Here is a 24682-nt window from a genome sequence, read left to right as displayed (position 1 = left end):
ACCCGTTGATCAAATTATGAGAACGGGGGGATGTTTCGCGGCCTTTGATGACAAAATGCGCTCTGTTTTGTGAATGTTTTGCAAACTATTTATGGCATTGGCAAATTGAGTAAATTTAGGGGGAATGGATATGTTCAAGAAATTGCGTCGGGCCATATTCTGCGGTCTGATTGAAAAGTACAAAGCGCGCAAGCGAGCAGGCTTCCAAAATACTGGCGATCAGGCCTTGGCTAGCGCGAAGCGTCAGCTTCAGCGATCCAGATATGCAGTTTTGGCTTCGAATGACCCAAAAGCCGTTTCGCCAGACGCGCGATTGATTGAGCCAATTGTTGATGTCCAGAACTTTACATTCTGGATCGGCACCAGTCCAAAGTCGCGCAAGGTGAAGCAGGTTTTAGCCAACCCGAATGTCACATTGGTGTTTTCCAACCAGAAGGACAATTCTAACCTGGTCGTCAAAGGACAAGCTGAACTGGTGAACGATCTTCCCTTACGCGCCAATTATTGGAAACCTTATTGGCGACTATTTTTCCCCGAGGGGCCACAGGGCGATGATTATGTGCTGATCAAGTTGGTTGCCAACGAAATGGAAATTTTGGATTTTTCTCAAAATGTTGTGCCTGAACCATTTGGTTTGATGCCAATGAAATTGGTTCGGGAAGATGAGAGTTGGAGCGTTAAAAGCTAGCTTGCCCTTAAAAAAGAAAGCAATTCGCTCCGTACTTTATCTCTGGCATCTAGATTTAAAAAATGACCTCCGCCAGGCACTTCGACCAATTTGAAGTTGGGTAAACCTTGCATGGCGTTAAGTGTCGGGCCAAGCTTTGGGTTGATCGAGCTGTCATGCTCTCCCCGCAGCATAAGGATAGGTTTTTCAAAGGCTAGTGCATTTTCGATGAGGTCATAATTGCCGATTTGAGCCGCAATGCTGGTTACAGCGTCTAAATCGCATGCGGCGAACATCTGTTGAATTTTCGCCTGCGTTTTCGGGGCTTTAGACGCGCCCTTAGCGCCAATGATTGCAACCAGTTTTTTGCCGAGTAATTTATAGACTTTTGGCAATAGCCAAATGGCGAGCTTGGGTGTTTGAAGCGAGTATGTCGTTCCAAAACTAGCAAAACATGAAAGTCGATGTCTGTGCTCTTCCATTAGCTTAAGGCCCAATAGACCACCAAGAGAATTGCCCACAAATGCGACTTGTTCCACTTTTGCATGGTCCAAGATGGCAATAATATCGTGCGCCATTGCACAAATGGACCAATCAATCTCATCAACGGTTTTGGTGAAATGTGAATGGCTATGACCTCTTAAATCAGGTGCAATGACCCTGAAACCATTTTCAGCAAAAAAGACAATGTCCGCATCAAACTGCTCAGCATTTGCGGCGAGCCCGTGGCAAAGCAACAAAGTTGGAGCGTCCGGCGCCCCTACATCAAAATAGCCAAATTTGTGGTTTCCGTGCTCGACAAATTTTCGGGTTAAATCAGGCATGATTTTTTTACTACGCGTCTACGATTGCGTTTTTATGACGAGCGAAAAATCCAAGTAATGCAATCCGCACTTCTTCTTGGGCGTCCAAGTTGGCGCAATGCCCGCCCTTTGGTATATCAAAGCAAACGAAATTCTCATTGTTTTTCATGCCGTTCATTGTGGTCCTCAGGGCGGCGTTGACCAAACTATCCTGACCACCCCGCAACATCATGATCGGTTTTTTAAATTGCTTGGCATTTGCAATGAAATCGTAATTGCCAACATTCTTGGCGACATAGCTAACGACGTTAATGTTGTAGCCATCCAGTAAGTCGTGAACGAGCTCCTGGGCGGAACGGCGCTTGGACGTGCTACGCGCAATAAACTTGTCGACCCATTCAGGACCGATGAAGTCATAAATCATCGGAACGGCATCAGCCGAAAAACCCGGGGTCATGAGCGCGTAAGACGTGCCAAATGTGGTGAAGGTCAAAAACCGGTTCGCATGGGTCGGCAAAAGGTGAAGCGCCAAAATGCCACCAAGCGAATTGCCCACGTAATGTGCAGCCTCAATTTGAGCATCATCCAAAATAGCGATTAGATCATTTGCCATTTCAGGAATTGAAAACTCTGTTTCCTTTATTGCGAGGGGAACGCTTGAGCGCCCGTGACCGCGCAGGTCGGGTAGAATTACGCGATATCCATGCTCAACAAAAAACAAGGCGTCATGTGAAAATTGTCGGCCATTGGAAGCAAGCCCATGGCAAAGAACGATTGCCGTTCCATCCTTTGGTCCAATATCACAATATGAAATCTCAAACCGACCTACAACAATAGATTTGGCAGGCAAGATTGGCAGAACATTGCTGCCAGATGCATCTGCATCAGTTGGGTGCATGATTATTCCAAACTAGCCGGCATTGCCGATTAAAATACCAGCCGCGAAAACAAGCGATCCGCCAAACACAACTTGCAAAACGGCCCGCCAAAACGGCGTGTCCATATATCGGTTCTGGATCCAAGCTATCGCCCAAAGTTCAACAAACACAACGGAGATAGCCACGCCGGTTGCTGTCCAAAAATCAGTTATCAGATAGGGCAATGCATGACCCAATCCGCCAACTGTTGTCATAATGCCAGCTGCAAAGCCCCGTTTTATCGGTGAACCGCGGCCTGTGAGTTTGCCGTCGTCAGATGCGGCTTCGGTAAAGCCCATCGAAATGCCTGCGCCAATTGAGGCGGCAAGGCCAACAAGAAATGTTTGCCAAGTGCTGTGGGTTGCAAAAGCCGCCGCAAAAATTGGCGCTAGGGTCGACACCGACCCGTCCATCAAACCCGCCAATCCGGGCTGAACATAGGTCAGCAAGAACCTGCGCCGATCCTGCTCTTTTTCCTCGGCAACAGCATCTTCGTGCAGATGTTCTTCTTCAAGCTCATTGGCCGCGCGTTTGTGGTGTTGTTCAGCAATTGCCAAGTCACCCAGAAGCTTGCGAATGTTGGAATCTTTTGTGCGTTTTACGGCTTCAAGATAAAAGTTTTGTGCCGCTTCTTCCATTTCCCAAGCTTGCTGGCGAATGGTTTCAATGGGCAAGTTCTGCATCAGCCAAAATGGTTTTCGGTCCAAAAATCCACGTATATGCTCACGCCGAACCAACGGAATGCTTTTACCGAACTTTTTTTCAAATAGGGTGATCAATTGATGGCGGTGTTCGTTTTCCTCGTCGACCATGCCGTCAAAGACCGCTGCGGAAGCGGGATATTCATCACGCAGAACTTGCGCGTAAGCACCATAAATGCGTGCGTCATCTTCTTCCGAAGAAATGGCTAACGCCAAAATCTCCGCTTCGCTTAGGTCGTCGAAACGCCGTTTTTGCCATCCTAGTACACTTCGAAGCATCAAAAATTCCCAAACCATCAACTAAGTTGCGATCAATCTAATCCTGAAAAAAAGGGATAACAATGATGTTTGTCAGTTTGTTGTAAATCAAACCAATTAGTCGCACACTTTGTAGGTGCAGGTTTTGCCATGACATCCCATATCAAAGTGCAGATGGTCGTAATGTAAGCTGTTGGCGTCGGGGCCCAAAACGGTCGTAAAAATCTCGCAGGCAAGTTTATGACTTGTTTTAATGAGCTGCTGAGTGCCGTCTTTTGCTTTCCATGCAGGCGGAAGTGCAACAATCGCGCCGTTGCCCAGCTCAAACCCAGTCACATCGACTGCGTTGGCAAAACCATGTTCCGAGATTTTTCCGGTTTTCTGATTGTTACGTCGACGACAGGCATAGCTTGTGCCGACATCGATTTTGCTAACGATAGCGCCTGATTGAGCAACGCTATGTTCATTTAGTTTTTCGACCCAATCGACAAAGGCTGTTGCCATGCTGCAATTGAAAAGCGCAGGAGACGAGAACTTAACAACATGATCTTTGAGTTTTACAGCGGTGATCTTGTAAGGGGACTGTGTTCCACATCTACCCGCCTTAATCGGCGTCCCAATTTTGCCGACGGCCTTACCAGACAAAACAACCGGGCAAGCGACTTGGTAAATACGGGCCTTGGTTTTGACGGTAGCTGTTGCCGGCTTCGCAGGGGCTACGGCTGGGCGCGGAATGGGCAACGGAACGCGATCAGGACCCGACTGGGCTAAGGCAGTTGAACTCGCAACGGGCCCCAATAGCATGACACAAAGCAATAAGTTCCGAATAAGCAACACAGCGTCGTCCAATGCTATTTCTTTTTTTCTCTAAATTGGGTGTGACAAGATTGGCATGTTTTGGCAATTTCTTGCATCATTAATTTTGGATCGCCCCCAACTGCCGCTTCGGCCTTATCAATCTGCAAGTTGTAAAATTCTATTTCATCGGCGAACGCTTCGGGCGAAGACCATATTTTGGGCAGCGCTTCGCTCATGTCCATCATGTGTTTTTCTTGAAATAATTTCGGCAAATGATCGCCAAGAGTACGAAGCTCAACAAATGCCGCATCAATTTCGGCTTTATTGGAAGAGGGATCTGATAAAGCTGGCCGCAACTGTTTCAATGTTTTTTGAACATTGGACATAGCGTTCATGCGCTCTAAGGTCGGGCCACTCGCACCACCATGAGAAATTGCAGGCGTCACCAGCAGCGCTAACCCAAAATAGATTGCGACGTGTTTTATCTTAAAAATCATTCAATGATCCCGTTTCTTTTAAAATACGCCGTTCGCTTTTTGTAATGCGCGAATGTAGGCGACAATAGGGCCAATGTCCGTTTCAACGATATCATCGACCGGTGGCATATTTCCAAATTTCCAGTGATGCGCACGTACGCCATTGATCGCGGCGTTGAAAAACGCACCGTCCCCATGGTGGTTTGGCTCATAAATTCGATGGATAAATGGTGGTCCCGAGTTGGTGCCTAAACCGTAATCTCCGTGGCAGGCCTGGCAGAATTGTTCAAAGCTTTGCTGGCCTACAATCTGTTCTGCGATGAGGTCCGGCACGATAAAGCCAGCTGGCAAGGATGTGGGGGCTTTAGTTTCTGGCGTGTCTTGCATGGAATTTGCAAAGAACACTACGCCACTAACTATGATTGCCACACCAATTAGAACTGCGAGTTTATTGTTCATTCGTGCCTCGATCCATAAACGATTTGAACCACTTCCAGTGGGAGGAAGGTCAAGACAAAAGTTTCAAAAAACCTCAAATTCCACGAATGGCGGTTTGAACGTTGATTTTTCTTTTCGTGTCGCAATAAAGCTGATAATCAGCGCGCTATGACCGAATTAAAACACATCCGCAACTTTTCAATCGTGGCGCATATTGACCACGGCAAATCCACTTTAGCCGATCGTCTGATCCAGACGACAGGTGGGCTTGCCGAGCGTGAAATGCAGCAGCAAGTTCTTGACAGTATGGACATTGAGCGGGAACGCGGGATCACCATCAAAGCTCAGACCGTTCGGCTTGAATATAAAGCCAACGATGGTGAAACATATGTTCTCAACCTAATCGATACGCCGGGACACGTTGACTTTGCATATGAAGTGAACCGCTCGCTGGCAGCCTGCGAGGGTTCTTTGCTGATCGTGGACGCCTCCCAAGGGGTTGAGGCGCAGACATTGGCCAACGTTTATCAAGCGATGGAAGTCGATCATGAGATCGTGCCAGTGCTGAACAAAATCGATTTGCCTGCCGCTGAGCCAGATCGGGTGAAGCAACAAATCGAAGACGTGATTGGTCTGGACGCTTCAGATGCTGTGGAAATTTCTGCAAAAACCGGCATAGGTATCGATAAGGTTCTTGAAGCCATTGTTACCCGCTTGCCTGCGCCCAAAGGTGACCGTGACGCGCCGCTAAAAGCGATGTTGGTGGACAGTTGGTACGATGCCTATCTTGGCGTGGTCGTGTTGGTCCGAGTGATCGACGGGACCATCAAGAAGGGCCAAAAGATCAAAATGATCAATGCTGACGCGACCTATGAGTTGGATCGTGTTGGGGTGTTTACACCAAAATTGATTGATACCGGCGAACTCGGCCCTGGTGAAATTGGTTTTATTACCGCGTCGATCAAAGAAGTGGCGGACACCAATGTTGGTGACACGATCACCGATGCGAAAAGGCCATGCGTGGAACCGCTTGAGGGTTTCCGCCCCGCGCAACCAGTTGTGTTCTGTGGTCTGTTCCCGGTTGATGCAAATGACTTTGAAGATTTACGCGCCGCGATGGGCAAATTGCGCCTTAATGATGCAAGCTTTTCCTATGAAATGGAAACGTCAGCAGCGCTTGGCTTCGGCTTCCGTTGCGGCTTCTTGGGTCTATTGCACCTAGAGATCATTCAGGAACGTTTGAGCCGTGAATTTGATCTTGACCTCATCGCAACTGCGCCAAGCGTTGTTTACGAACTTGGTATGCGTGATGGGTCAGAAACCAAATTGCACAATCCGGCAGACATGCCAGACGTGATGCATATCGAAGATATTCGCGAACCTTGGATTAAGGCCAGCATTCTGACCCCAGATGAGTATTTGGGCGGGATCCTAAAACTTTGCCAAGACCGTCGCGGGGTTCAAACCGATCTATCCTACGTTGGTAGTCGTGCCATGGTGCAATATGATTTGCCATTGAACGAAGTGGTGTTTGATTTCTACGATCGCTTGAAATCAATCTCCAAAGGCTATGCGAGTTTTGATTATCAAATCTCTGACTATCGCGCTGGAGACTTGGTGAAGATGACCGTGCTGGTAAACGCAGAGCCTGTTGATGCGCTTTCTATGTTGGTACACAGAAACGCCGCTGAAGCACGCGGCCGAGTGATGTGCGAAAAGCTCAAAGAGCTTATCCCGCAGCACTTGTTCAAAATTCCAATTCAGGCAGCAATTGGCGGCAAAGTAATCGCCCGCGAAACCATTTCAGCTTTGCGTAAAGACGTTACGGCGAAATGTTATGGTGGTGATGCGTCGCGTAAGCGTAAGCTTTTGGACAAGCAAAAAGCTGGTAAGAAGAAAATGCGCCAGTTCGGTAAGGTTGAAATTCCACAGGAAGCGTTCATCAAGGCGCTGAAAATGGGCGACAGCTAAACCGCTGAATAAGACAGATCAGCGCTGTGCCGCAAGGGCCAGCCTGATCACGTCCATCAGCAATGGCAATGCAAAATCTTTGTTTGAGACTAGGACAAGTTCCCTGTTTGCAGGTGGGTTTTTGAGGTTGTTGGTTTCCAAATCTGGATGCTGAATAGTCAGCCCACGCCACGCTGGAATAATGGCGGCACCCAGCTGCTGGTCGACCAATGTTGCAATCGTTTCCAATGAATCCAATTCGCATAGAATTCTATGGGCAGGAAGATTTGCGCTAATCCATTGCCATGCGATTTTTCCACCCCACGACTGCCTATCATAAACCACTAAAGGTTGTTCAGGCGAGAGTTTGCCAATTGATACAAACGGTTGGGAGCAGAAATGTTCAACGCTCATTGTTTTCGATAACTCGAATGACGGGCGAACAATAATGGCGGCGTCTAGTTGTCGTTGCTCTAATTGAGAAAACAAAGAAGATGAGCTGCCCGGCATAATCTTTAGGTCAGCATTTGGTGCTTTTTGCTCAATTATGCGAACCGCACTGGGGATGAAATCGATCAAAGCCGTAGAGATCGCGCCCAATCGGAATGAGCCCGATAATCCAGAGATATCAATGTCCGATTTTAGCGCGGCAGTGTTGGCAACCAGCATTTTTGCTCTTGGTAAAAGCCTATGACACGCGCCAGTTGGCCGTGCGGCGTGTCCTTCACGTATCAATAATTGAACATCAAGTTCTGCTTCCAACGTGCGAATACGTTGGCTAACAGCCGCCGCTGTTAGATTTTGAAGTCTCGCCGCCCCAGCGATAGAACCGTTTTCAACTACGGCAATCAGGCTTTCCAAAAATCGAATATCCAAAACAAAAACTTTCGAATGAGGCAATAAAAACATTCTAATTATTTTGAAAGAAGATTGCTATGTTCTAAAAAAGAAAACTGGAGAACCTTTCAATGCAATCAAGATTTCATTTGGCCTATCATGTTACCGACCTGGACGAAGCGCGCGCATTTTACGCAGATTTGCTTGGTTGTGCAGAGGGACGAAGCACTGAAAGTTGGGTCGATTTTGATTTTTTTGGACATCAAATATCGTTGCACTTGGGTGAACCCTTTCCTGTAGCAAATACGGGAAAGGTCGGCGAGCATATGGTCCCTATGCCCCATCTGGGCGTTGTCTTACCAAAACCCGATTGGGATAAATTGGCCGCGAAATTAAAAGCGTCAGGCATTGAGTTTGTGCTTGAGCCACAAACCCGTTTTGCAGGCGAGGCGGGTGAGCAAAGCACAATGTTTTTCTTTGATCCATCAGGTAACCCGATTGAGGTAAAAGGCTTCGCTGACTTTGAGGGCATGTTTGAGCGTTGAGCTAAACGATCTGGTAGATTTTACCACTATTACAATTTCGAATGCGGTCGACCCGTTCGCTATCCCAGTGAAAATCATAATGGGTGCTTTGAACTGGAATTGAAGGCACGTCTGGCCAAAAGGCACCAATACATTTGCCACCCGGTGCTCTTACACTGGGATAGTAAACCCCGTTTGATCCGGCAGCGCGTAAGGTGGAACCCAACGCTTGTCCTGCCGACCAATCATCTGGGGTCAGCGCATCAAGGTTATTCGAAACTTCGTGTAGTTGCGTGTTGATTGCACCCACCAACACCCTGAATTGAGAGGTCCATCCACTGTCTTGTTCGGTGGAATGCATAAATCTGGCGTGGTGAAAGGCGACCTCTTTTATGGCAACCTCTTCGCTGTCCCCAGCGCTATAAACACCATAGCTGCCGTCTGTAAACCGCCCGGGTCTATCGGTTGAACAATGCACAAATGGCGCCATCACATAGCTTGCACCATGCCCATTTACGCGACGCGCTGGTGGCACCTTTGTCAAGTCACCCAGTTCAAGCCAAACCCGTGGATTGGTTTTTGCCTCGGCAGATGCAAGGGCTTCCCAGTCGGCTGGGTCAGCAATATCTTCAAAAAGATCGATGGGTGGATGGATCGTGCGAATGATGCGGTAGGCTCTTGGCCAATTCACATCAATTATGGGCACAAAATTGTTGTTCACCGGCCACCACGTTCGGCATTCAGATAAGTGCGCACCCTTGCGAGATGAAAAATGGATCCGCCAAGCATCAGATCAAGCGCTGATTGTCCATCAAAAACAGTGTTTGGCTTCTTGATCCACTCATAGCCACGCACAGGATCGCTGAACATATAGCGAAGCCCCTTATGTATGCCCAAAAGAATGGACATCCGCGTGGCAAGATCACGATCTATGCGACCAATATCATTGTTTTTCCATCGCGCCCATGTGCGCAACGCCATGCCACCAAGCAATTGAGAGGCTTGGGCATCGGTAAGAGACCACCGATCAAATAGGTTCACGATCGTACGGGCCAGCGCCGCAGCTTCGTCCGCACTTATGTCCGCTTGTTCTGGCTCAGCACCAGTTCGGGAAATTTCAACCAACATGGTAATGTCTCCTTACCATCAATATAGGTAGAAAAATGCCATTTGGCAAATTTTAATTGTATTATGCCAAATTGCAAAGCTAGTTTTCAATCATTCCCATCATGCGATAGACGATTTGTGCAGCGGTAAAATCCCAGGCTTGGCTATTTCTATTGGGGGCGAGTTCGACGATATCCATACCGACGCAGTGTCGTCCGCGCAGTGCAGATGCAACGATATTTAACGCTTGATAATAGCCCAAGCCACCGGGGACCGGGGTGCCTGTTGCTGGCATAATCGAAGGGTCCAATCCGTCGACATCAAAGCTGATATAGACATCTTCAGGAAAATCAGTCGGTAGGGCGACCGAGTTAATATTCTGCGTCACCAACTCTTCGCCATCAATGTACGTAACGCCGTATTTCTCACGTGCATCCACTTCCTGCTGGCACAGGGCGCGAACACCATATTGGGCGAGGGCGTGCCCATCTTCGCACAGCAGGTTCATGACAGAAGCGTGGGAGTGTTTTTCGCCTTGATAGGCGATGCGTAAGTCCGCATGCGCGTCGATTTGGATGATACCAACTTTGGGCCCAAGCGCTTGCGCGACGCCGGTAACCGCGCCGTATGTCAATGAATGTTCACCGCCCAAGGTGACGGGAATCTTGCCCTGAGAAACCACCATCTCAGTTTTTGTCGCGAGGCGCGCCATCACTTCAGGTAAAGGTCCGTCGCAATCGATAGGGTCGAGCGTTGTGATGCCTTGTAAACAAGGCTCACCTTCCGGGCAAATGCGTTCCAATTCGTTCGATGCTTGTATGATCGCTTTGGGTCCAGCCGCTGTGCCCGCACCATACGAAACAGTACGCTCCAAAGGCATAGGCACAACAACAAATTTTGCGCCGGCAATATCGCGTTCTTTGGAACTTAGTTCTGAATCAAGGAAGTCAGCCATATTGGCTCCAATTATGAAAGGCGTTGTTCAAAATCGTCATAGGTGAATTGTTTTACGATACGGGTTTTGTTTGTCGATGAATTCCAAATCGCAAGGGCAGGTAGTGGGACGCCGTTAAATGTGTTGGTCTTGACCATCGAATAGTGCGCTTGATCAAGGAACGCAAAGCGGTCACCAATCTCAAACACTTCGGCGGGACGGTATTCCCCGATCACATCACCAGCCAAGCAAGATGGGCCACCCATTAAATAGCTTGGACCGTCGCTTGTTTCACCCAACATTGCAGGTCGATAAGGCGCCTCAATGACATCGGGCATATGGCATGTGGCAGAAATATCAGTAATCGCCAATTGCTTTTGATTAACGGGCAAGTCTAAAATTTCGCCCACCAGAATACCTGCATCAAGGGCGCAGGCTTCGCCGGGTTCTAAGTAAACATCAACATCATAAGTTGAGCGGATTCCCTTGATGAATTGAATTAACCCATCGCGATTGTAATCGGGCCGTGTGATGTGATGCCCACCGCCGAAATTGATCCATTTGAGTTCTTGCAAATAGAGTTCGATTTTTGGCAACACCGCATTCCAAGTGCGTTCAAGCGGTTCAAACCCCTGCTCGCACAAAGTATGCATGTGCAGCCCGTCAATGCCGATCAGGTCATCTGCGCCAAGCTGAGACACAGGAATACCTAGGCGAGAACATGGCATGCACGGGTCATATTTTGCGGTATGCCCTTCGGAATGTTCAGGGTTGATGCGTAACCCTAAACTGATGTTCTTGCCATCTTGACGCGCTGCCTCAACGATCGGGAGGAACCGATTTTTTTGCGCGATAGAATTGAAAATCAAGTGATCGCTTAGGCCTATGATTTCGGATAAATCGCTGGCTTTGTATCCCGCGCAATATGTCGTTAGCGAACCACCAAAATGCTTGGACGCGAGTTTGGCTTCGTAAAGACCAGAGGCGCAGGTGCCGTCCAAATATTGACGGACCAAATGGGAAAGCGAGAACATCGAAAACGCCTTGAGTGCCAACAATATGTTGGCTCCAGATTGCGCCTTTATATCCGCCAAGATTTTTAAGTTACGCTCAATCGCAACTTCATCCACCACGAAACAGGGCGAGGGGACACTAAAAAGATCGAACTTGGCGAATGCGCCCTCATCGCCAGATTGTGGCAATCCAACTTCGTTCATGTCCCCACCTTCCTCAAGCTTAAAACTGTGCCGGGCCGTCTAGTTCTTTAACTTGCCAAGGTAGGCCTTGATCGTTGAGCATCTCCATGAAATCGTCCGGATCAAGTTGTTCCATGTTCCAAACGCCTGGTTGGGTCCAATTGCCTTTAAGGAATTGTGCCGCACCGATCATCGCTGGAACGCCAGTTGTATAGGCTACAGCTTGTGACCCAACTTCGGCATAACACTCCTCATGGTCGCAGATATTGTAGATGTAGAAGGTCTTTTCGCCTGTTCCATCGCGCGCATTGCCCGTGGCAATGTCGCCAATACATGTCTTGCCTTTGGTCAATTCACCCAAGTCGCTTGGGTCCGGCAAAACGGAAGCGAGAAACTGCAACGGAATGATTTCTTTCCCATCATGCATCACCGGCTCGATGGAGGTCATGCCTACATTTTGCAACACAGTAACATGGTTGATATAGGCATCACCAAACGTCATCCAAAAGCGCGCGCGCTCTATTTCGGGGAAGTGGGTTTTTAAGCTTTCCAATTCCTCGTGATACATCAAATACATGTTTTTTTCCCCAACGGCGGGGAAATCGAACGCATATTTGTGCGTCATCGCGGGGCTTTCAACCCAGTTGCCATTTTCCCAATGTCGGGCCGGTGCGGTCACTTCACGAATATTGATTTCAGGATTGAAGTTGGTCGCAAAGGCCTTGCCATTGTCCCCGCCATTGCAATCCAAAATGTCGATTTGCCGGATGGTTTCCAACTTGTGTTTGCGAAGCCATGTAGCAAACACCGATGTTACGCCGGGGTCAAAGCCAGAGCCCAAAATAGCGGTCAAACCAGCTTCTTTGAATTTATCCTGATAAGCCCACTGCCAGTGATATTCAAACTTAGCGTTGTCTTCTGGTTCGTAATTGGCAGTGTCCATATAGTTGGCGCCAGCTTTTAGACATGCATCCATGATGGCCAAGTCTTGATAGGGCAGCGCCAAATTGACCACGAGGTCTGCGCCGACTTGTTTAATCAAAGCCGCCGTTGCGTTCACATCCATGGCGTCAATCTGGGCGGTATTGATTTGAACGCCAGTGCGTTCTTTTACTGATTTAGCAATATCGTCGCATTTGAACTTGCGCCGACTGGCCAATGTGATGTCGGTGAAAATATCGCTATTCATCGCCATTTTATGAACAGCAACTGATCCAACGCCCCCGGCGCCAATGACTAATGTTTTGCCCATCAAACTGTCCTTTTGGTTGAGGGATATCTATTCTTTTTCAAAGTAGGTGTAACCGTTCAGGCTGTCTTTATAGGCAGCTATCAGCACACGCCTTTCAGAAATGGTCAATTCTTTTCGGCTCACGGCGTTATCCACGCGTTTCCTAAATGTTGCTAGGCATGCAGGGGCATCATATTCAACGGATTCAAGCACTTCGGCAATCGTATCGCCTTCAACTTCGTGCAAAAGATCAAATTCGCCATCTTCTGCTAGTGAGACGGTTACGACGTTTGTGTCGCCAAATAAATTGTGCAAATCGCCCAATGTCTCTTGATACGCACCAACAAAAAACACGCCAATATAATAGGGTTCATCTTCGACAATATCATGAACCGGCAAGGTCTTGGAAATTCCATCTTCTAGTACAAACCGGTCAATCTTGCCGTCTGAATCGCAGGTGATATCAGACAAAACCGCTTGGCGATGCGGCACTTCATTTAGTCTTTGCAACGGCATAATCGGATGCAATTGATCAATCGCCCAAACGTCCGGTAAAGACTGGAACAATGAAAAATTACCATGATAAATATCAGCAAACGTGCCCAATTGATCTTCTAGCTGATGGGGGACTTCCATTTCCTCGGCAAGTTTTTTGAACTGCGCAACAAGATAGCGAAAAATATGCTCAGCATGGGCGAGCGATTTAATATCTGCGTTGCCGCGTCGAAACAGAGCCCGAACTTCATCACGGTAATAAATCGCGTCATTCACGCACTCTTGTAAGCGCTTGGTCGACAGATATTCCTGAATGTCCAACAGATCTTTGATAAGGTGATGCGCGTCATCCCCTGTTTCGGGCAGGGTTGAACTGTCGTAAAGCGTGGTGTCCAACACGTCAAAAATCAGCATCGAGGACGAAGCCACAACGCCACGTCCACTCTCAGTGACAATGTGCGGGTGTGCCAACCCAGCATCATCCATGGCATATTTGACGGTTTCAACAATCGCTTCGCAATATTCATATAGGCTATAATTGATAGAGTTCTCGTTGGACTGTTTCTCGCCCGTATAGTCTACCCCAAGGCCGCCGCCCAAATCGATATATTGCAAAGGCATGCCCAATTTGCGCAACTCGGTGAAAAATCGACAAGCTTCATTCGCGATACGGCGCACGTCAATAATGTCCGAAATTTGCGAACCTAAATGCGAATGCTGCAATACTAGACAATCTTGCATATTTTCAGCCTGAAGCCGTTCAACCACGGTCACGACGTCGTCTGGTGGCATGCCAAAGCTTGATCTGTCGCCAGAGCTTTCCGACCAATTGCCTTTGATCTCATGGGTCAGTTTGATCCGTACGCCCAACAACGGCATTTCACCAAGAGATTTGGAAACTTGAATGACCAGTTCTAGCTCTTTGGTGCTTTCCAAAACAATGATGGTGTTGAAACCGATTTTGCACGATAGAATGGCGAGGCGAATAAACTCTTCATCCTTCACTCCGTTGCAAATCAGCAAACTATTTTTGGCCAAATTTTGCGCAAGCGCAATCAGCAATTCCGGCTTGGAGCCGACCTCAAGCCCATAATCATATTGCCGTCCGGTTTCGACGATCCGTTCGACAACTTCGGCTTGCTGGTTGACCTTGATCGGGAACACGCCACGGTAAGAGCCGTTAAATTCATATTCTTTAATCGCCTCAGCAAATCCCTCATTCAGATTGGTTAGGCTATTTTCAAGGAAGGAATTGACCCGCAATAAAACCGGGGAATAAATTCCGCGTTCAGAGAGGTCTTTCACAATATCGGGGATACTGACCGGCGCTGCATTTTTGTTTTGAATATCGATCAAACCGGCGTCGCCATTCGGCATCACGGTGAGGAATTGTTGGCCCCACTTTTCCATTCCATAAATGTCTGCGCCCAATTTTGCTTCCAACCTATAAAACTCCAACTTATGTGGCAAAAAACGTGCTGCGCAGAACTTGCCAGCGTGTGAAGAAATTCAAAATCAGACAAGCATTGTTGTTGTCAATCTGAAATTTGAATTTGGACTCAAATTGGGTGATGTCGCAATGGGGCTTTTCAAGCGCCGATTCACCTTTTAAGGTTTTACCCAACAACAAAAAACAGACCAACACAACAACATGTGGAGCGCATCATGAAATTCACAACTCTAATTACGGCCGCCGTCGCGGCTGTTGTCGGCCTCACTTCGATATCCCATGCCAGCGATGTGCCAGATTTGAACGGCCGTACCATCGTCGCGGTAACGGAAAATGCCTATACGCCGCTCAATTTTGCGGATCCTAAAAGTGGAGAAGGCATCGGTTGGGAGTATGACGCGTTCAACGAAATAGCAAAACGCCTTAACGCGAAAGTGGATTGGCAAATTTCAAGTTGGGACACTATGATCCAAGCGGTTAAGGACGGTCAGTTTGATGTAGGTATGGACGGCATTACGATTACTGAGGAACGTGCAACCCAAATCGATTTTTCTGAACCCTATATGACTTCGCAACAATTCTTGTTGGTTCGTGCTGATGAGACACGCTTTACCGATGCTAAAACGTTCGCCGCAAACGCGGAGTTGCTCGTTGGTGCGCAACCGGGCACAACCAATTTTTATGTCGCGGTTTACGATATGCTTGATGGCGATGAAGCAAATCCACGCATCAAACTATTTGAAACATTCGGCACAAGTGTGCAGGCGCTAAAAACTGGCGACGTTGATACGGTCTTGATGGATAGCACTTCGGCCCAAGGATATATGGGGGCAAATCCAGGATCGTTTAAAGTGGTGGGAGATGCCTTAGGCACGGAAGATTTTGGCTTCATTTTGACGCCGGGTTCAGACCTTGTTGGCCCAATCAACGCAGCGCTAAAATCAATGCGCGAAGACGGCACACTCGAAAAACTGAACCAAAAATGGTTCTACGAGTATAAAGTAAATCAATAAACTCAATTGTGCCCGCAACGTGCGGGCACTTTTTCTCCGAAATAAAAGAACCAAATATTGATGCCTCCAACCACAAGTTCGACCAAGCGCGAAGTGCCTTATTGGTTGCTCGTCGCTATCCTGTGCGCCGCCGTTGTTTTTTGGTCGCTGGTGGCGGACGAGGGATATCAGACGATATTTTTTGCCTTAAGCAGGGGCATCACAACCACTCTATATGTGACTCTGGTGGCGTTCACTTTGAGTGTTGTTTTAGCGACAGTGGTGGTGCTGGGGCGAATATCCTCGTCCAGAATATTGCGCGAGATCGCAACATTTTACATCGAGATCGTGCGTGGCGTTCCGATGTTGGTGTTGTTGTTCTATATCGCTTTTGTTGGCGCGCCTTGGTTTGTCGACGCCTTCAATCAGGTGTGTGCGCCGTTGATAGAATGGGGCCTGTTTGGCAAGATGACCGTGCGCGGCTTTGATTTCACCTGGCGCGCGATTATTGCGCTGACGATTTCATACTCTGCCTTTATTGCTGAAATTTTCCGCGCAGGCATTCAGGCCGTTGATCGTGGACAGGTTGAAGCCGCAAAAGCATTGGGCCTTAGCCGCTGGCGAACATTCCGACTTGTGGTCGCGCCGCAAGCATTCAAGCTTATCCTGCCGCCAATGGGCAACGAACTGATCGCCATGATCAAAGATAGCGCTTTGGTTTCGGTTTTGGGGGTACAAGACATCACCCAACTGGGCAAAGTCTACTCGGCGTCAACCTTCAAGTTTTTTGAAACGTACAATGTTGTGGCGTTCCTTTATCTGGTGATGACGATTTCTCTTACCCTTGTGGTGCGCTGGTTTGAAAAGCGATTGGGGCGTTCTTTCGAGCGAAACGTGCACGATACGAAATAGTCGTTTGCACGCTATTCATAACAAGTTCGAAATCCACACCGCATTGTCCGTAACTTGCCATTGACGTCAAACTGCGTTAAACGCCAGCATTCAGGGGTTTAACGTGAGATTTTTGTCTCACATTCATATCAGCGAGATCACTATTTTGTTCAATCGTTTTCTAGTCGCAAGCGCCGATGGTTTTGGCGTGCCGTCCGCAGCTCAACTTCGTATCGATGTGCTTGCGGGCTTAACCGTTGCCTTGGCGCTCGTGCCAGAGGCCGTCGCTTTCGCATTCGTTGCAGGTGTTCACCCTCTTGTTGGTCTTTATGCCGCGTTTATAGTTGGGTTGATTACAGCGACGTTGGGCGGCCGTCCGGGGATGATTTCAGGTGCGACCGGGGCTTTGGCCGTGGTTATGGTTTCGCTGGTTGCTCAGCACGGTATTGAATATTTGTTCGCCACTGTTGTGCTGATGGGCATCATTCAAATTGTCGTTGGTATTATGCGCTGGGGCAAGTTCATTCGCATGGTCCCCCATCCTGTGATGTTGGGCTTTGTGAACGGTCTTGCCATCGTTATTTTCTTGGCACAGCTCAGTCAGTTTCAAGTGCCCGGAACCGCAAGTGGCGGCGGACATGGTGTTGCTGGCGGCGAATGGATGACCGGAATGCCCCTATATTTGATGCTCTTTTTGACCATTGTAACGATGATGATCATTCACTGGGGCGGTAAATATATCAAAGCGGTTCCCGCACCACTGCTTGCCATTGGCGCAGTGTCGATTGCAGTGATCGTACTCAACTTAGATGTACCGCGCGTTGGCGACTTGGCGTCCATCAAAGGCGGATTACCTGCATTTCATGTTCCAATGGTGCCGCTGACTTGGGAAACCTTGCAGATCATTTTGCCATACGCTGTGATTCTAGCGGCGATTGGCTTGATTGAATCCTTGCTGACACTCAACCTTGTTGCCGAAATCACCCAAACAAAGGGCGGGGCCTCTAAAGAAAGCATTGCGCAAGGCCTTGCCAATTTGGTCACCGGATTTTTTGGTGGCATGGGCGGTTGCGCGATGATTGGTCAGTCCATGATCAACGTTAAATCGGGCGGCCGTACGCGCTGGTCCGGTATTTCCGCTGCCCTGTTCTTACTGGCTTTCATCCTATTTGCGTCAAGTTGGATTGAACTGATCCCTCTGGCGGCGTTGGTGGGTGTTATGTTCATGGTGGTGATCGGCACATTCGCATGGCGCTCTATCAAAATCATGATGCGTATTCCGCGCGCAGATGCATTTGTTATCGTGTTGGTGACAGTTGTGACCGTAGCGACTGATTTGGCCACGGCTGTGGTGGTGGGGGTTATTGTTTCAGCGCTGGTTTACGCCTGGAACGCTTCAACACGCATGCATGCATCAACACCGGGCTACCATGAAGGCGACAAGGAAAAGATCTATAAGCTTGAAGGGCCGCTGTTCTTTGGTTCCATCGAAAGCTTTAGCATCCTGTTTGATCCCAAAGATGACCCCGAAACCGTTATTATCGACTTTGCAGGGTCTCGGGTTGTTGATCATTCAGGTTTGCAAGCGATTGAAGCTTTGGCCGCAAGATATGAAGCCAACGGCACGAAACTGAAACTTCGGCACCTGTCCAATGATTGTAAAACGCTGCTTAAAAATGCAGGCCAGTTGGTTGAGCCCGCTGAAGACGATCCCGAATATGCCGTCGCGACGGACTATGATCTGCAAACCGGCCGATTGGATGCAGGCCACTAAGATTGCCGTTCGGTTTTTTTTAAGAGGCAGTTCTAATCGCGATTGGTTTGATTGCGCGCAGCATGATGCGGGGGTAAAAAATGATCCCCGATATGGCTAAAACTTGGCAAAAATAATCTCAAAAACTGATATTCTATTTTGACGTGCTACACCACATATTAGAGATAGTAGAATTTTTAAAGAAGGATAAGAATATGGGATTGCTACTTGGCGACGAAGCCCCAAATTTTGAAGCAGATACAACTGAAGGCCGGATCAAGTTTCACGACTATATTGACGGTCATTGGGCAGTGTTGTTTTCACACCCGAAGAATTTTACGCCCGTTTGCACGACCGAACTTGGTTACACCGCAAAGCTAAAGCCAGAATTTGAAAAACGTGATGTAAAAGTGCTCGGCCTTTCTGTTGATCCGATTGAAGAGCATAAGGCATGGGTTGACGATATTGAAGAGACCCAAGGTACCGCGCTTAACTTCCCGTTGATCGCAGACCCAGACAAAACGGTTGCCAATCTTTATTCAATGATCCACCCCAAAGCTGACAACACCCTTACGGTGCGGTCTGTCTTTGTGATTGGGCCAGACAAAAAGGTTAAACTGAAAATTGAATATCCGGCATCAACTGGTCGTAACTTTGATGAAGTGTTGCGTGTGATTGACTCATTGCAGCTCACCGCTAAACATCAAGTGGCGACACCAGTAAACTGGACCGATGGCGATGATGTCATCATCGTTCCTGCGCTATCTAACGATGACGCGAAGAAGAAATTCCCGGATGGTTGGAACGAAGTGAAACCATATTTGCGTATCGTAAAGCAGCCTAAATCTTAGGGATCAATATGTAACGAGAAAACGAAGGCGGCCAATGGCCGCCTTTTTCTTTAACGCGATAGTCTAGCCTGTTCTTCTAGTAAGACTTGGCGAAGCTCTGCATCTTCGCGCGATCGGTCTCGTTGCTTGTTCGATAAATCATAGCCTAAAAATCGGATGTCACTGGCAATGCTATCTCGCTCGGTTTGTAGCGTTGCCGGATCAGCCAGTTTTTTGGTGAGTGTGCTTATTTCAGAATTTATCCCCTCAATGTCTTGGTCGATTGAATAGACGTCATTTGCTTGGCGATGAATACGCGCAAAACTAAGCCCAATATCTCCTTCACAAACATTGCGATAAGATCGTCCTGCTAAGCCTACTTTTGCAGCGTTTGCAGGCGTACAGTAAGAACGCAACCCGATTTTTCTTCCCTGTTCGTAAAGGCCCCGATCTGCGGCGATACCGTGCTTGGTGCAGGCCTCACTATGTTCTGTGAACCGCGCAGAGGAATATCCAGACCGCCCGTCATTTTCACCAATGCTGCGCCAGTCACCAGTTTGACATTGGGATTTGCTTAGGGTTGCGCAACCTGAAAGAACCAGTAAAAAAAATAAACCAAAAACCGCACCGATAATTTTCATAACATTGGCTCGCAAAAAATAAATTCAGCGCCATTAAACCAAGCAGTGCTGAACGGCACAAGTTTTATTATAAACCGAGCTCCGCCCGAGCTTTCTTGGTGAGCTTGCCAACAATAATATCATAGGCTTGTTGAATGTAGGCGTGGAACGTCGCCTCATCCCATCCCGCTTCTTCGCGTACCTGCACCCATTTGGCCCGGGCAAGATATTTAGCCGGTTCAATGCCTTCCTGGGTTGGCAAAATCGCGAATGACTGATCCGAACACTTAAAGTTGACGACATCGCAATCCGCATCATCCCAACGGCTATAAAGCGCAAATATTTTGCCGCCAATCTTAAAAACCGAAGCGTTGCCCCACTGCACCACATGAGTCGCATGTGGCAGCGTGAAGCAAAACGCTTCAAATTCCTCTCTGGATAACATCAATTACGCGCCACCGATTGTGCAGCTAACGCCCGTGCCTTTAAGACCGCAATACCCGCCTGGGTTCTTAGACAAATATTGCTGATGATATTCTTCAGCAAAATAAAAGGTTCCCGCGGCCCCAATTTCAGTCGTAATAGGTCCAAAACCGCTTGTCTTTAGTGAGGCGGTGTATGCCTCTTGGCTGGCGCGAACTACAGCTTCTTGTTCTTTGGACGTGAAATAGATCGCAGATCTATACTGGCTTCCCACATCATTTCCTTGCCGGTTGCCTTGGGTCGGATCATGCTCTTGCCAAAAATGCACAAGAATTTCTTCTAAAGAAATTTGGGTGGGATCAAAATTCACCAATACAGCTTCTGTGTGTCCGGTGTTGCCAGAACAAACTTGCTGGTAAGTGGGGTTTTGCTGGCTTCCACCTTGATAGCCAACGGCGGTAACCCAAACGCCGTCTAGTCGCCAAAACAGCCGTTCGGCCCCCCAAAAACATCCCAACGCCAAATAGATGGATTGGTTACCTTCAGGATAAGGTCCTTCAATGGGATTGCCATTTACGTGGTGAGCAAAATTGGTCGCACTGATGTCCATTGCGTAAGCCTTTTTTAAAGTTCGTCGATATGTTTATAACGTTCGCGGGTGCGGGTGCGCCCCAAATAAAGAAACAAAACGCCCAATACTGCGCAAAAAAGCCAAGCTGGCGCACCAAGAACTGTCACAATAATCGGATCCCAAATGAACGGATGTACATATCTTTGTACAACAGCTTGGAGTGTATTCAGGGTTAAACTGCCTATTGCCCGGTCGATCTGGAACCAAACTTGGCCCAGAGGCGAAAACGCCAATTCGTTTGAACTAAGAATTTTAGCGCCGTCCATCACTATGAAAATCAGCATAAGCGCCAAAAATAAAGAGCCTATAAGGCGCGTAATCATCTTCATGGGGAACTTTCTTGGGGGATTTTGTTGCGTTATTTCGATAATAGGCATGCAAAATATGCGTTTCAAGCGCTCAACGCATAAGTGAACACTTGCGATCAGTTTCGCGATGAGTATAGTGCGCCCGATTGCTGGCGTAAATTCAATTGATTTGCCGCTTGCGATTATAAGGGCTCAGGACTGGCCGGACATACCGACCAACCCAATCGTCTTTAAATGAATGGATAAGCCAATGCTTATCTCTGACTATGTTCCGACAGTTCTACTGTCGCGCCGGAGAGGTGGCCGAGTGGTCGAAGGCGCACGCCTGGAACGCGTGTAGGCGGGTAACCGTCTCCAGGGTTCGAATCCCTGTCTCTCCGCCATCCTTTTTGATTTCGTCAATGATTTCCATGGTTTAACCTTTCAAGTGTCTAACGATTTTGGATTGGTTAGACATTTTTGTTCGTGTTTTGCCCTTTGGTGAGCGTTTCAAATGCACTTTCCGCTAATTGCTTTTGTGAAGCGGCCCGTGTGTATCTGTTCACCTCTTCTTCTGTCTGGTGACCAGTTACTGCTTTGATTTGTTGATTGGTGCATCCAGCCTCGGCCAGTTTTCTTGCCGCTGCTTTGCGTAACCCATGTGCGGAACAGTGGGGCAAAGATGCCAGATCACATTGGTCGCGGAACCAGTTTCCGAAACCGTTGGCCGTGTAAGGCTTGCCAAAGCTGGTCATGACGAATGTCAAATTGTCTTTTGGCAGTCGCCCAAGTTCTTTGCGCAAAGTGGGGTGTAGCGGCAATTCTAGGCGTCCACCGGTCTTTTGTTGCACCACGCTTATCGCGTTGCCATCTACGTGCTGCCAACCCATTCGAACAACGTCTGAGCGCCTTTGTCCGGTGTATAATAGCAACGAGTACGCTAGGCGTGCCTTGCTGCCCTCCGTGTGCGTCGCCTCAAATTTTTGTATGTCATCCTCGGTCCAAGAATGAAAACCGTCAGAGTTCGTTTTGAACCCGTCCATGCCGATCAGTGGGTTAACTGGTAGCATTTCAATGTTCACAGCGAACTTGAACAGGAGCTTGAGCCGATCAAGGAGTGAATTTGCCGCTCCGGGGCGATCATGCATTTTGCCTAGAATTGCGTCCACATGTTTACGCTTTAACAAATGCACTGGTTTGTCACCGTGTTTGTCGCAAAAGCGATTTAGCTGGTTGCGGTAAGTCTGCTTTGTTGAATCGCGAAGTCCATGGAACTTGGGTGAGGCGTAATATCGGTGCACAAGATCGGTAAGCGTCCCCGCCTTGATGCTGTCTTTGCCGGGTACAAGCCGAGGAGCTTTCTCGCCTAGCATGCAAGCGTCGTACTCTTGACGAAACGCTTCAGTATGCGGCGCAGACTTGAAGTAATAGCTATTGAAGCCTTTCTTTCGAAAACGGTATCTTGGGCGACCGTGCTGGTCTCTATGGCAGCTTACATATTTTGGGAGATTTCTGCGTTTCATCTTAGTTCCTCGTCCCAAGGGTTATCCAGTTGGCTTTCCGTGGGGCGTCCGAGGATCGCGATGATCTTGCCGTCTTGGTCAATTTCAAGGCGGGCCAATTCTTCACCGCTCCTTTGAATGCCCTTAATCACACGGGAAACTTCGGCTTGCGTACATCTAAGCTTCTTCGTCATTGGTCTCTGTCTCCCGGTCGTTGATTGCTGTCATGTTGAGCGGCGTCAGGTATTCGCTACCGCCTTCGATTTCGGGCAGGTTCTCCCAACCTCTGATTTCGTTAGGTGATAGCCAGCCCCATTCGCGACCTATCCGATAAGCCTCATAACGTGCCTTGAGGTCGCCTCTGAGTAGTCCGGCTAGGTCATGTTCAATAAAGAGGTTCTTTCGCGCCATGGGCGGCAACAGGGCTGCATTCATGGCCTGTTCGATGCGTCGGGCCATGGGTGCCAAACACCGCACCACTAGGGCTCGGCTTTCTTGGTCTGTGTTTGAATATGTGGCGTTGTCCGTGATCCCTGCGACGGTAGGAGGGACGCCAAAGGCGCGACATATGTCGAGGTTCGAAAGTTTGCGGCTTTCCAAGAATTCGCTGTCGCGTGAGTTGAACGATATTTGCTCGAACTTGGCGCCGCCATCCAACACCATCACTTCGCCGGTATTGGCCGCTCCAATGAACTTTTCTCGGAAACCTGCCTTAAGTGCCTGTGCAGCTTCGCGCCCTAGTGCTTCAGGAAACACCAATGCACCGGCTGGTCGAAAGCCCTTGTCCGATAGCTTGAACGCCTGATCATTTTGCGACAATGCGAGGTTGAAGGTTTCCCTTGCGATCTGGATCGGGGAAAGTCCGGTTACACCATCTGGGCCAAGGCGATAGCGTAAGTGCAGCATTTCCTCTTGCACCAGTGTTTTGTTGCTGCCGTTGGGTTGCGAAACGCGGTATCGGATGCGTCCGCTATTCAATCTCTCCGCTGCTACATTGCCGGTTGCAATCGGCTTGAGGGCCGTTGCTTGGCCTTTAGCGTTCCACACGATTTCGGCGTAGGCGTTGCCACTGGTGAGGAGAGAAACCAGCAACATCTCTCGCACCTCAAAAGAGGTTTGGGTGTCATTGGCTGAGTTTTGCAACACGCCATAAAGTGGGTGCTGTTTGGATTTGTCCCGTCCGCCATTGTCGGTGCGCTTGTAAAGGTTGCACGGAACCGCCGAGAGGTTTTGCGAGATGATGGATATGCAAGCGTTCGCCACTGATAGGCCGCTTGCCCGTTCGGGGTTGGTGTAGCCGCTACCACCATTTCGCTGGCCAAAGAACTCGCCCAAATATGGGTCTGAGCTTTTGATGACTGCGCGTTCTTCACGGCCAAGTAGCCGGTTGAAAAAGCTCATCGGATCATCTCCAATATCTTGAGTTGCCGTTCTGCATAGGCTTGGAAAGTGCAAGTACCTGGCATTGATCGTCGAGCGACTTCTGTGTCCAAATATGCGGGTGAGGGCGTGATGGTCACATCATGCAAATCAACGTCGATCAGTTCCCGCTGTAGTCCGTTGGGCGTTTCGATCCAGCGTTGCTCTTTTGCAGTGAAGGCAAACGACGCGCCGGTTACATCGCCACGTCCAACCATTTCCAATACATCGCGTCCAACAGTGGTATCGGGCGCGTTGATTTCGAATTTCAAACCGCGTTGATCTTCTTCAAGTCTCAACGTGCCTGACTTGGTGCGGCCAAGAATGGCGCGCCGGTCGTGGTCATAAAGGGCTACCACGTCCGGCGCTGCCGCCAACGATCTGGCGAATGCACCTGCTAGAATGCGTTCACTAAACCCTCCAAGGTCTTGGCTGTCGGTCGCAAAAACAGCCGCATATCCTGAAAGGGTTTTGCCTGTATCCCGTCAGCGTTCATTAGACAGATTGATATGATTGCGTAAGAGATGATTTTTGGTTCATCGTAGCCCCTAT

General features: G+C 48.6%; 27 protein-coding genes, 1 tRNA gene and 1 pseudogene. 8 read left to right on the top strand and 21 right to left on the bottom strand.

What is annotated here, in order from left to right; translation table 11 throughout:
* Window positions 1-130: 130 nt before the first annotated feature.
* Complete coding sequence (locus ACSHWX_RS08155) at window positions 131-688, top strand: pyridoxamine 5'-phosphate oxidase family protein (RefSeq protein WP_435667711.1); 558 nt, start codon at window positions 131-133, stop codon at window positions 686-688.
* Here the strand turns inward: ACSHWX_RS08155 and ACSHWX_RS08150 are convergent.
* The 6 genes from ACSHWX_RS08150 to ACSHWX_RS08125 all read right to left on the bottom strand — a co-directional run bounded on the left by ACSHWX_RS08150 (window position 685) and on the right by ACSHWX_RS08125 (window position 5079).
* Window positions 685-1491, bottom strand: a complete 807-nt coding sequence (locus ACSHWX_RS08150) for an alpha/beta fold hydrolase (protein ID WP_435667710.1) — start codon at window positions 1489-1491, stop codon at window positions 685-687. The two genes, ACSHWX_RS08155 and ACSHWX_RS08150, sit on opposite strands and share 4 nt — an antisense overlap.
* Window positions 1492-1501: 10 nt before the next feature.
* Complete coding sequence (locus ACSHWX_RS08145) at window positions 1502-2368, bottom strand: alpha/beta fold hydrolase (protein ID WP_435667709.1); 867 nt, start codon at window positions 2366-2368, stop codon at window positions 1502-1504.
* A gap of 12 nt (window positions 2369-2380) precedes the next feature.
* A complete protein-coding gene (gene mbfA / locus ACSHWX_RS08140) occupies window positions 2381-3367 on the bottom strand; it encodes an iron exporter MbfA (RefSeq protein WP_435667708.1) in 987 nt (328 codons plus the stop codon).
* Window positions 3368-3463: 96 nt separating this feature from the next.
* Entirely contained in the window at window positions 3464-4195 is a 732-nt protein-coding gene (locus ACSHWX_RS08135; protein WP_435667707.1) for an extensin-like domain-containing protein, read from the bottom strand.
* Window positions 4196-4197: 2 nt separating this feature from the next.
* The gene (locus ACSHWX_RS08130) at window positions 4198-4641 is read right to left on the bottom strand and encodes a cytochrome c (RefSeq protein ID WP_435667706.1); all 444 of its coding nucleotides are present in this window, start codon (window positions 4639-4641) and stop codon (window positions 4198-4200) included.
* A gap of 18 nt (window positions 4642-4659) precedes the next feature.
* The gene (locus ACSHWX_RS08125; protein WP_435667705.1) at window positions 4660-5079 is read right to left on the bottom strand and encodes a c-type cytochrome; all 420 of its coding nucleotides are present in this window, start codon (window positions 5077-5079) and stop codon (window positions 4660-4662) included.
* A gap of 147 nt (window positions 5080-5226) precedes the next feature.
* Here ACSHWX_RS08125 and lepA point away from each other — a divergent pair, with 147 nt between their 5' ends.
* Entirely contained in the window at window positions 5227-7029 is a 1803-nt protein-coding gene (gene lepA, locus ACSHWX_RS08120) for a translation elongation factor 4 (RefSeq protein WP_435667704.1), read from the top strand.
* A gap of 18 nt (window positions 7030-7047) precedes the next feature.
* Here lepA and ACSHWX_RS08115 read toward each other — a convergent pair whose 3' ends face one another.
* Window positions 7048-7908 carry a LysR family transcriptional regulator gene (locus ACSHWX_RS08115; RefSeq protein ID WP_435667703.1) on the bottom strand — a complete coding sequence of 287 codons (861 nt, stop codon included), beginning with the start codon at window positions 7906-7908 and terminating at the stop codon, window positions 7048-7050.
* 68 nt (window positions 7909-7976) lie between these two features.
* Here ACSHWX_RS08115 and ACSHWX_RS08110 point away from each other — a divergent pair, with 68 nt between their 5' ends.
* Window positions 7977-8390, top strand: a complete 414-nt coding sequence (locus ACSHWX_RS08110; RefSeq protein WP_435667702.1) for a VOC family protein — start codon at window positions 7977-7979, stop codon at window positions 8388-8390.
* A gap of 1 nt (window position 8391) precedes the next feature.
* On the opposite strand, the gene ACSHWX_RS08105 is transcribed toward ACSHWX_RS08110, so the two are convergent.
* The 6 genes from ACSHWX_RS08105 to speA form a co-directional block, all read right to left on the bottom strand.
* Complete coding sequence (locus ACSHWX_RS08105; RefSeq protein WP_435667701.1) at window positions 8392-9090, bottom strand: RES family NAD+ phosphorylase; 699 nt, start codon at window positions 9088-9090, stop codon at window positions 8392-8394.
* Window positions 9087-9497, bottom strand: coding sequence for an MbcA/ParS/Xre antitoxin family protein (locus ACSHWX_RS08100; RefSeq protein ID WP_435667700.1), 411 nt, complete (start codon window positions 9495-9497; stop codon window positions 9087-9089). The genes ACSHWX_RS08105 and ACSHWX_RS08100 overlap by 4 nt, the downstream gene beginning before the upstream one ends.
* 79 nt (window positions 9498-9576) lie before the next feature.
* Window positions 9577-10431 carry an agmatinase gene (gene speB, locus ACSHWX_RS08095; RefSeq protein ID WP_435667699.1) on the bottom strand — a complete coding sequence of 285 codons (855 nt, stop codon included), beginning with the start codon at window positions 10429-10431 and terminating at the stop codon, window positions 9577-9579.
* A gap of 11 nt (window positions 10432-10442) precedes the next feature.
* On the bottom strand, window positions 10443-11627 hold the full coding sequence (locus ACSHWX_RS08090) for a carboxynorspermidine decarboxylase (RefSeq protein WP_435667698.1): 1185 nt from the start codon (window positions 11625-11627) through the stop codon (window positions 10443-10445).
* 19 nt (window positions 11628-11646) lie between these two features.
* Window positions 11647-12858 (bottom strand): saccharopine dehydrogenase family protein, encoded by a 1212-nt coding sequence (locus ACSHWX_RS08085; protein ID WP_435667697.1) that lies wholly within the window; start codon window positions 12856-12858, stop codon window positions 11647-11649.
* Window positions 12859-12885: 27 nt separating this feature from the next.
* Entirely contained in the window at window positions 12886-14775 is a 1890-nt protein-coding gene (speA, locus tag ACSHWX_RS08080; protein ID WP_435667696.1) for a biosynthetic arginine decarboxylase, read from the bottom strand.
* A 222-nt stretch (window positions 14776-14997) separates the two neighbouring features.
* Here speA and ACSHWX_RS08075 point away from each other — a divergent pair, with 222 nt between their 5' ends.
* The 4 genes from ACSHWX_RS08075 (at window position 14998) to ACSHWX_RS08060 (ending at window position 19269) form a co-directional block, all read left to right on the top strand.
* Window positions 14998-15795, top strand: a complete 798-nt coding sequence (locus tag ACSHWX_RS08075) for a transporter substrate-binding domain-containing protein (RefSeq protein ID WP_435667695.1) — start codon at window positions 14998-15000, stop codon at window positions 15793-15795.
* A gap of 60 nt (window positions 15796-15855) precedes the next feature.
* Window positions 15856-16686, top strand: a complete 831-nt coding sequence (locus ACSHWX_RS08070; protein ID WP_435667694.1) for an amino acid ABC transporter permease — start codon at window positions 15856-15858, stop codon at window positions 16684-16686.
* A 217-nt stretch (window positions 16687-16903) separates the two neighbouring features.
* Complete coding sequence (locus ACSHWX_RS08065; protein WP_435667819.1) at window positions 16904-18439, top strand: SulP family inorganic anion transporter; 1536 nt, start codon at window positions 16904-16906, stop codon at window positions 18437-18439.
* A gap of 194 nt (window positions 18440-18633) precedes the next feature.
* Window positions 18634-19269 carry a peroxiredoxin gene (locus ACSHWX_RS08060; protein ID WP_435667693.1) on the top strand — a complete coding sequence of 212 codons (636 nt, stop codon included), beginning with the start codon at window positions 18634-18636 and terminating at the stop codon, window positions 19267-19269.
* A 50-nt stretch (window positions 19270-19319) separates the two neighbouring features.
* Here ACSHWX_RS08060 and ACSHWX_RS08055 read toward each other — a convergent pair whose 3' ends face one another.
* The 4 genes from ACSHWX_RS08055 to ACSHWX_RS08040 all read right to left on the bottom strand — a co-directional run bounded on the left by ACSHWX_RS08055 (window position 19320) and on the right by ACSHWX_RS08040 (window position 21251).
* Window positions 19320-19889, bottom strand: coding sequence for a DUF2799 domain-containing protein (locus tag ACSHWX_RS08055; RefSeq protein WP_435667692.1), 570 nt, complete (start codon window positions 19887-19889; stop codon window positions 19320-19322).
* A gap of 67 nt (window positions 19890-19956) precedes the next feature.
* Complete coding sequence (locus ACSHWX_RS08050) at window positions 19957-20313, bottom strand: MmcQ/YjbR family DNA-binding protein (RefSeq protein ID WP_435667691.1); 357 nt, start codon at window positions 20311-20313, stop codon at window positions 19957-19959.
* A 3-nt stretch (window positions 20314-20316) separates the two neighbouring features.
* Window positions 20317-20901, bottom strand: coding sequence for a peptide-methionine (S)-S-oxide reductase MsrA (msrA, locus tag ACSHWX_RS08045; RefSeq protein WP_435667690.1), 585 nt, complete (start codon window positions 20899-20901; stop codon window positions 20317-20319).
* A gap of 14 nt (window positions 20902-20915) precedes the next feature.
* Window positions 20916-21251, bottom strand: coding sequence for a hypothetical protein (locus ACSHWX_RS08040; protein ID WP_435667689.1), 336 nt, complete (start codon window positions 21249-21251; stop codon window positions 20916-20918).
* A gap of 272 nt (window positions 21252-21523) precedes the next feature.
* On the opposite strand from ACSHWX_RS08040, the gene ACSHWX_RS08035 reads away from it, so the two are divergent.
* Window positions 21524-21613 (top strand) — tRNA-Ser (locus tag ACSHWX_RS08035).
* A 66-nt stretch (window positions 21614-21679) separates the two neighbouring features.
* Here ACSHWX_RS08035 and ACSHWX_RS08030 read toward each other — a convergent pair.
* The 4 genes and pseudogenes from ACSHWX_RS08030 to ACSHWX_RS08015 form a co-directional block, all read right to left on the bottom strand.
* Complete coding sequence (locus ACSHWX_RS08030; protein ID WP_435667688.1) at window positions 21680-22582, bottom strand: tyrosine-type recombinase/integrase; 903 nt, start codon at window positions 22580-22582, stop codon at window positions 21680-21682.
* Window positions 22583-22728: 146 nt separating this feature from the next.
* Complete coding sequence (locus ACSHWX_RS08025; RefSeq protein ID WP_435667687.1) at window positions 22729-22905, bottom strand: hypothetical protein; 177 nt, start codon at window positions 22903-22905, stop codon at window positions 22729-22731.
* Entirely contained in the window at window positions 22889-24112 is a 1224-nt protein-coding gene (locus tag ACSHWX_RS08020; RefSeq protein ID WP_435667686.1) for a phage portal protein, read from the bottom strand. The genes ACSHWX_RS08025 and ACSHWX_RS08020 overlap by 17 nt, the downstream gene beginning before the upstream one ends.
* A pseudogene (locus tag ACSHWX_RS08015) lies at window positions 24109-24594 on the bottom strand (HK97 family phage prohead protease); the annotation flags it as partial. The gene ACSHWX_RS08020 and the pseudogene ACSHWX_RS08015, both read right to left, overlap by 4 nt.
* Between the last annotated feature and the right edge of the window lie 88 nt (window positions 24595-24682).

It is taken from the genome of Maritalea sp., from assembly GCF_051251695.1.
Taxonomy (GTDB): Bacteria; Pseudomonadota; Alphaproteobacteria; order Rhizobiales; family Devosiaceae; genus Maritalea.
This window is presented reverse-complemented; position numbering and strand designations above follow the sequence as displayed.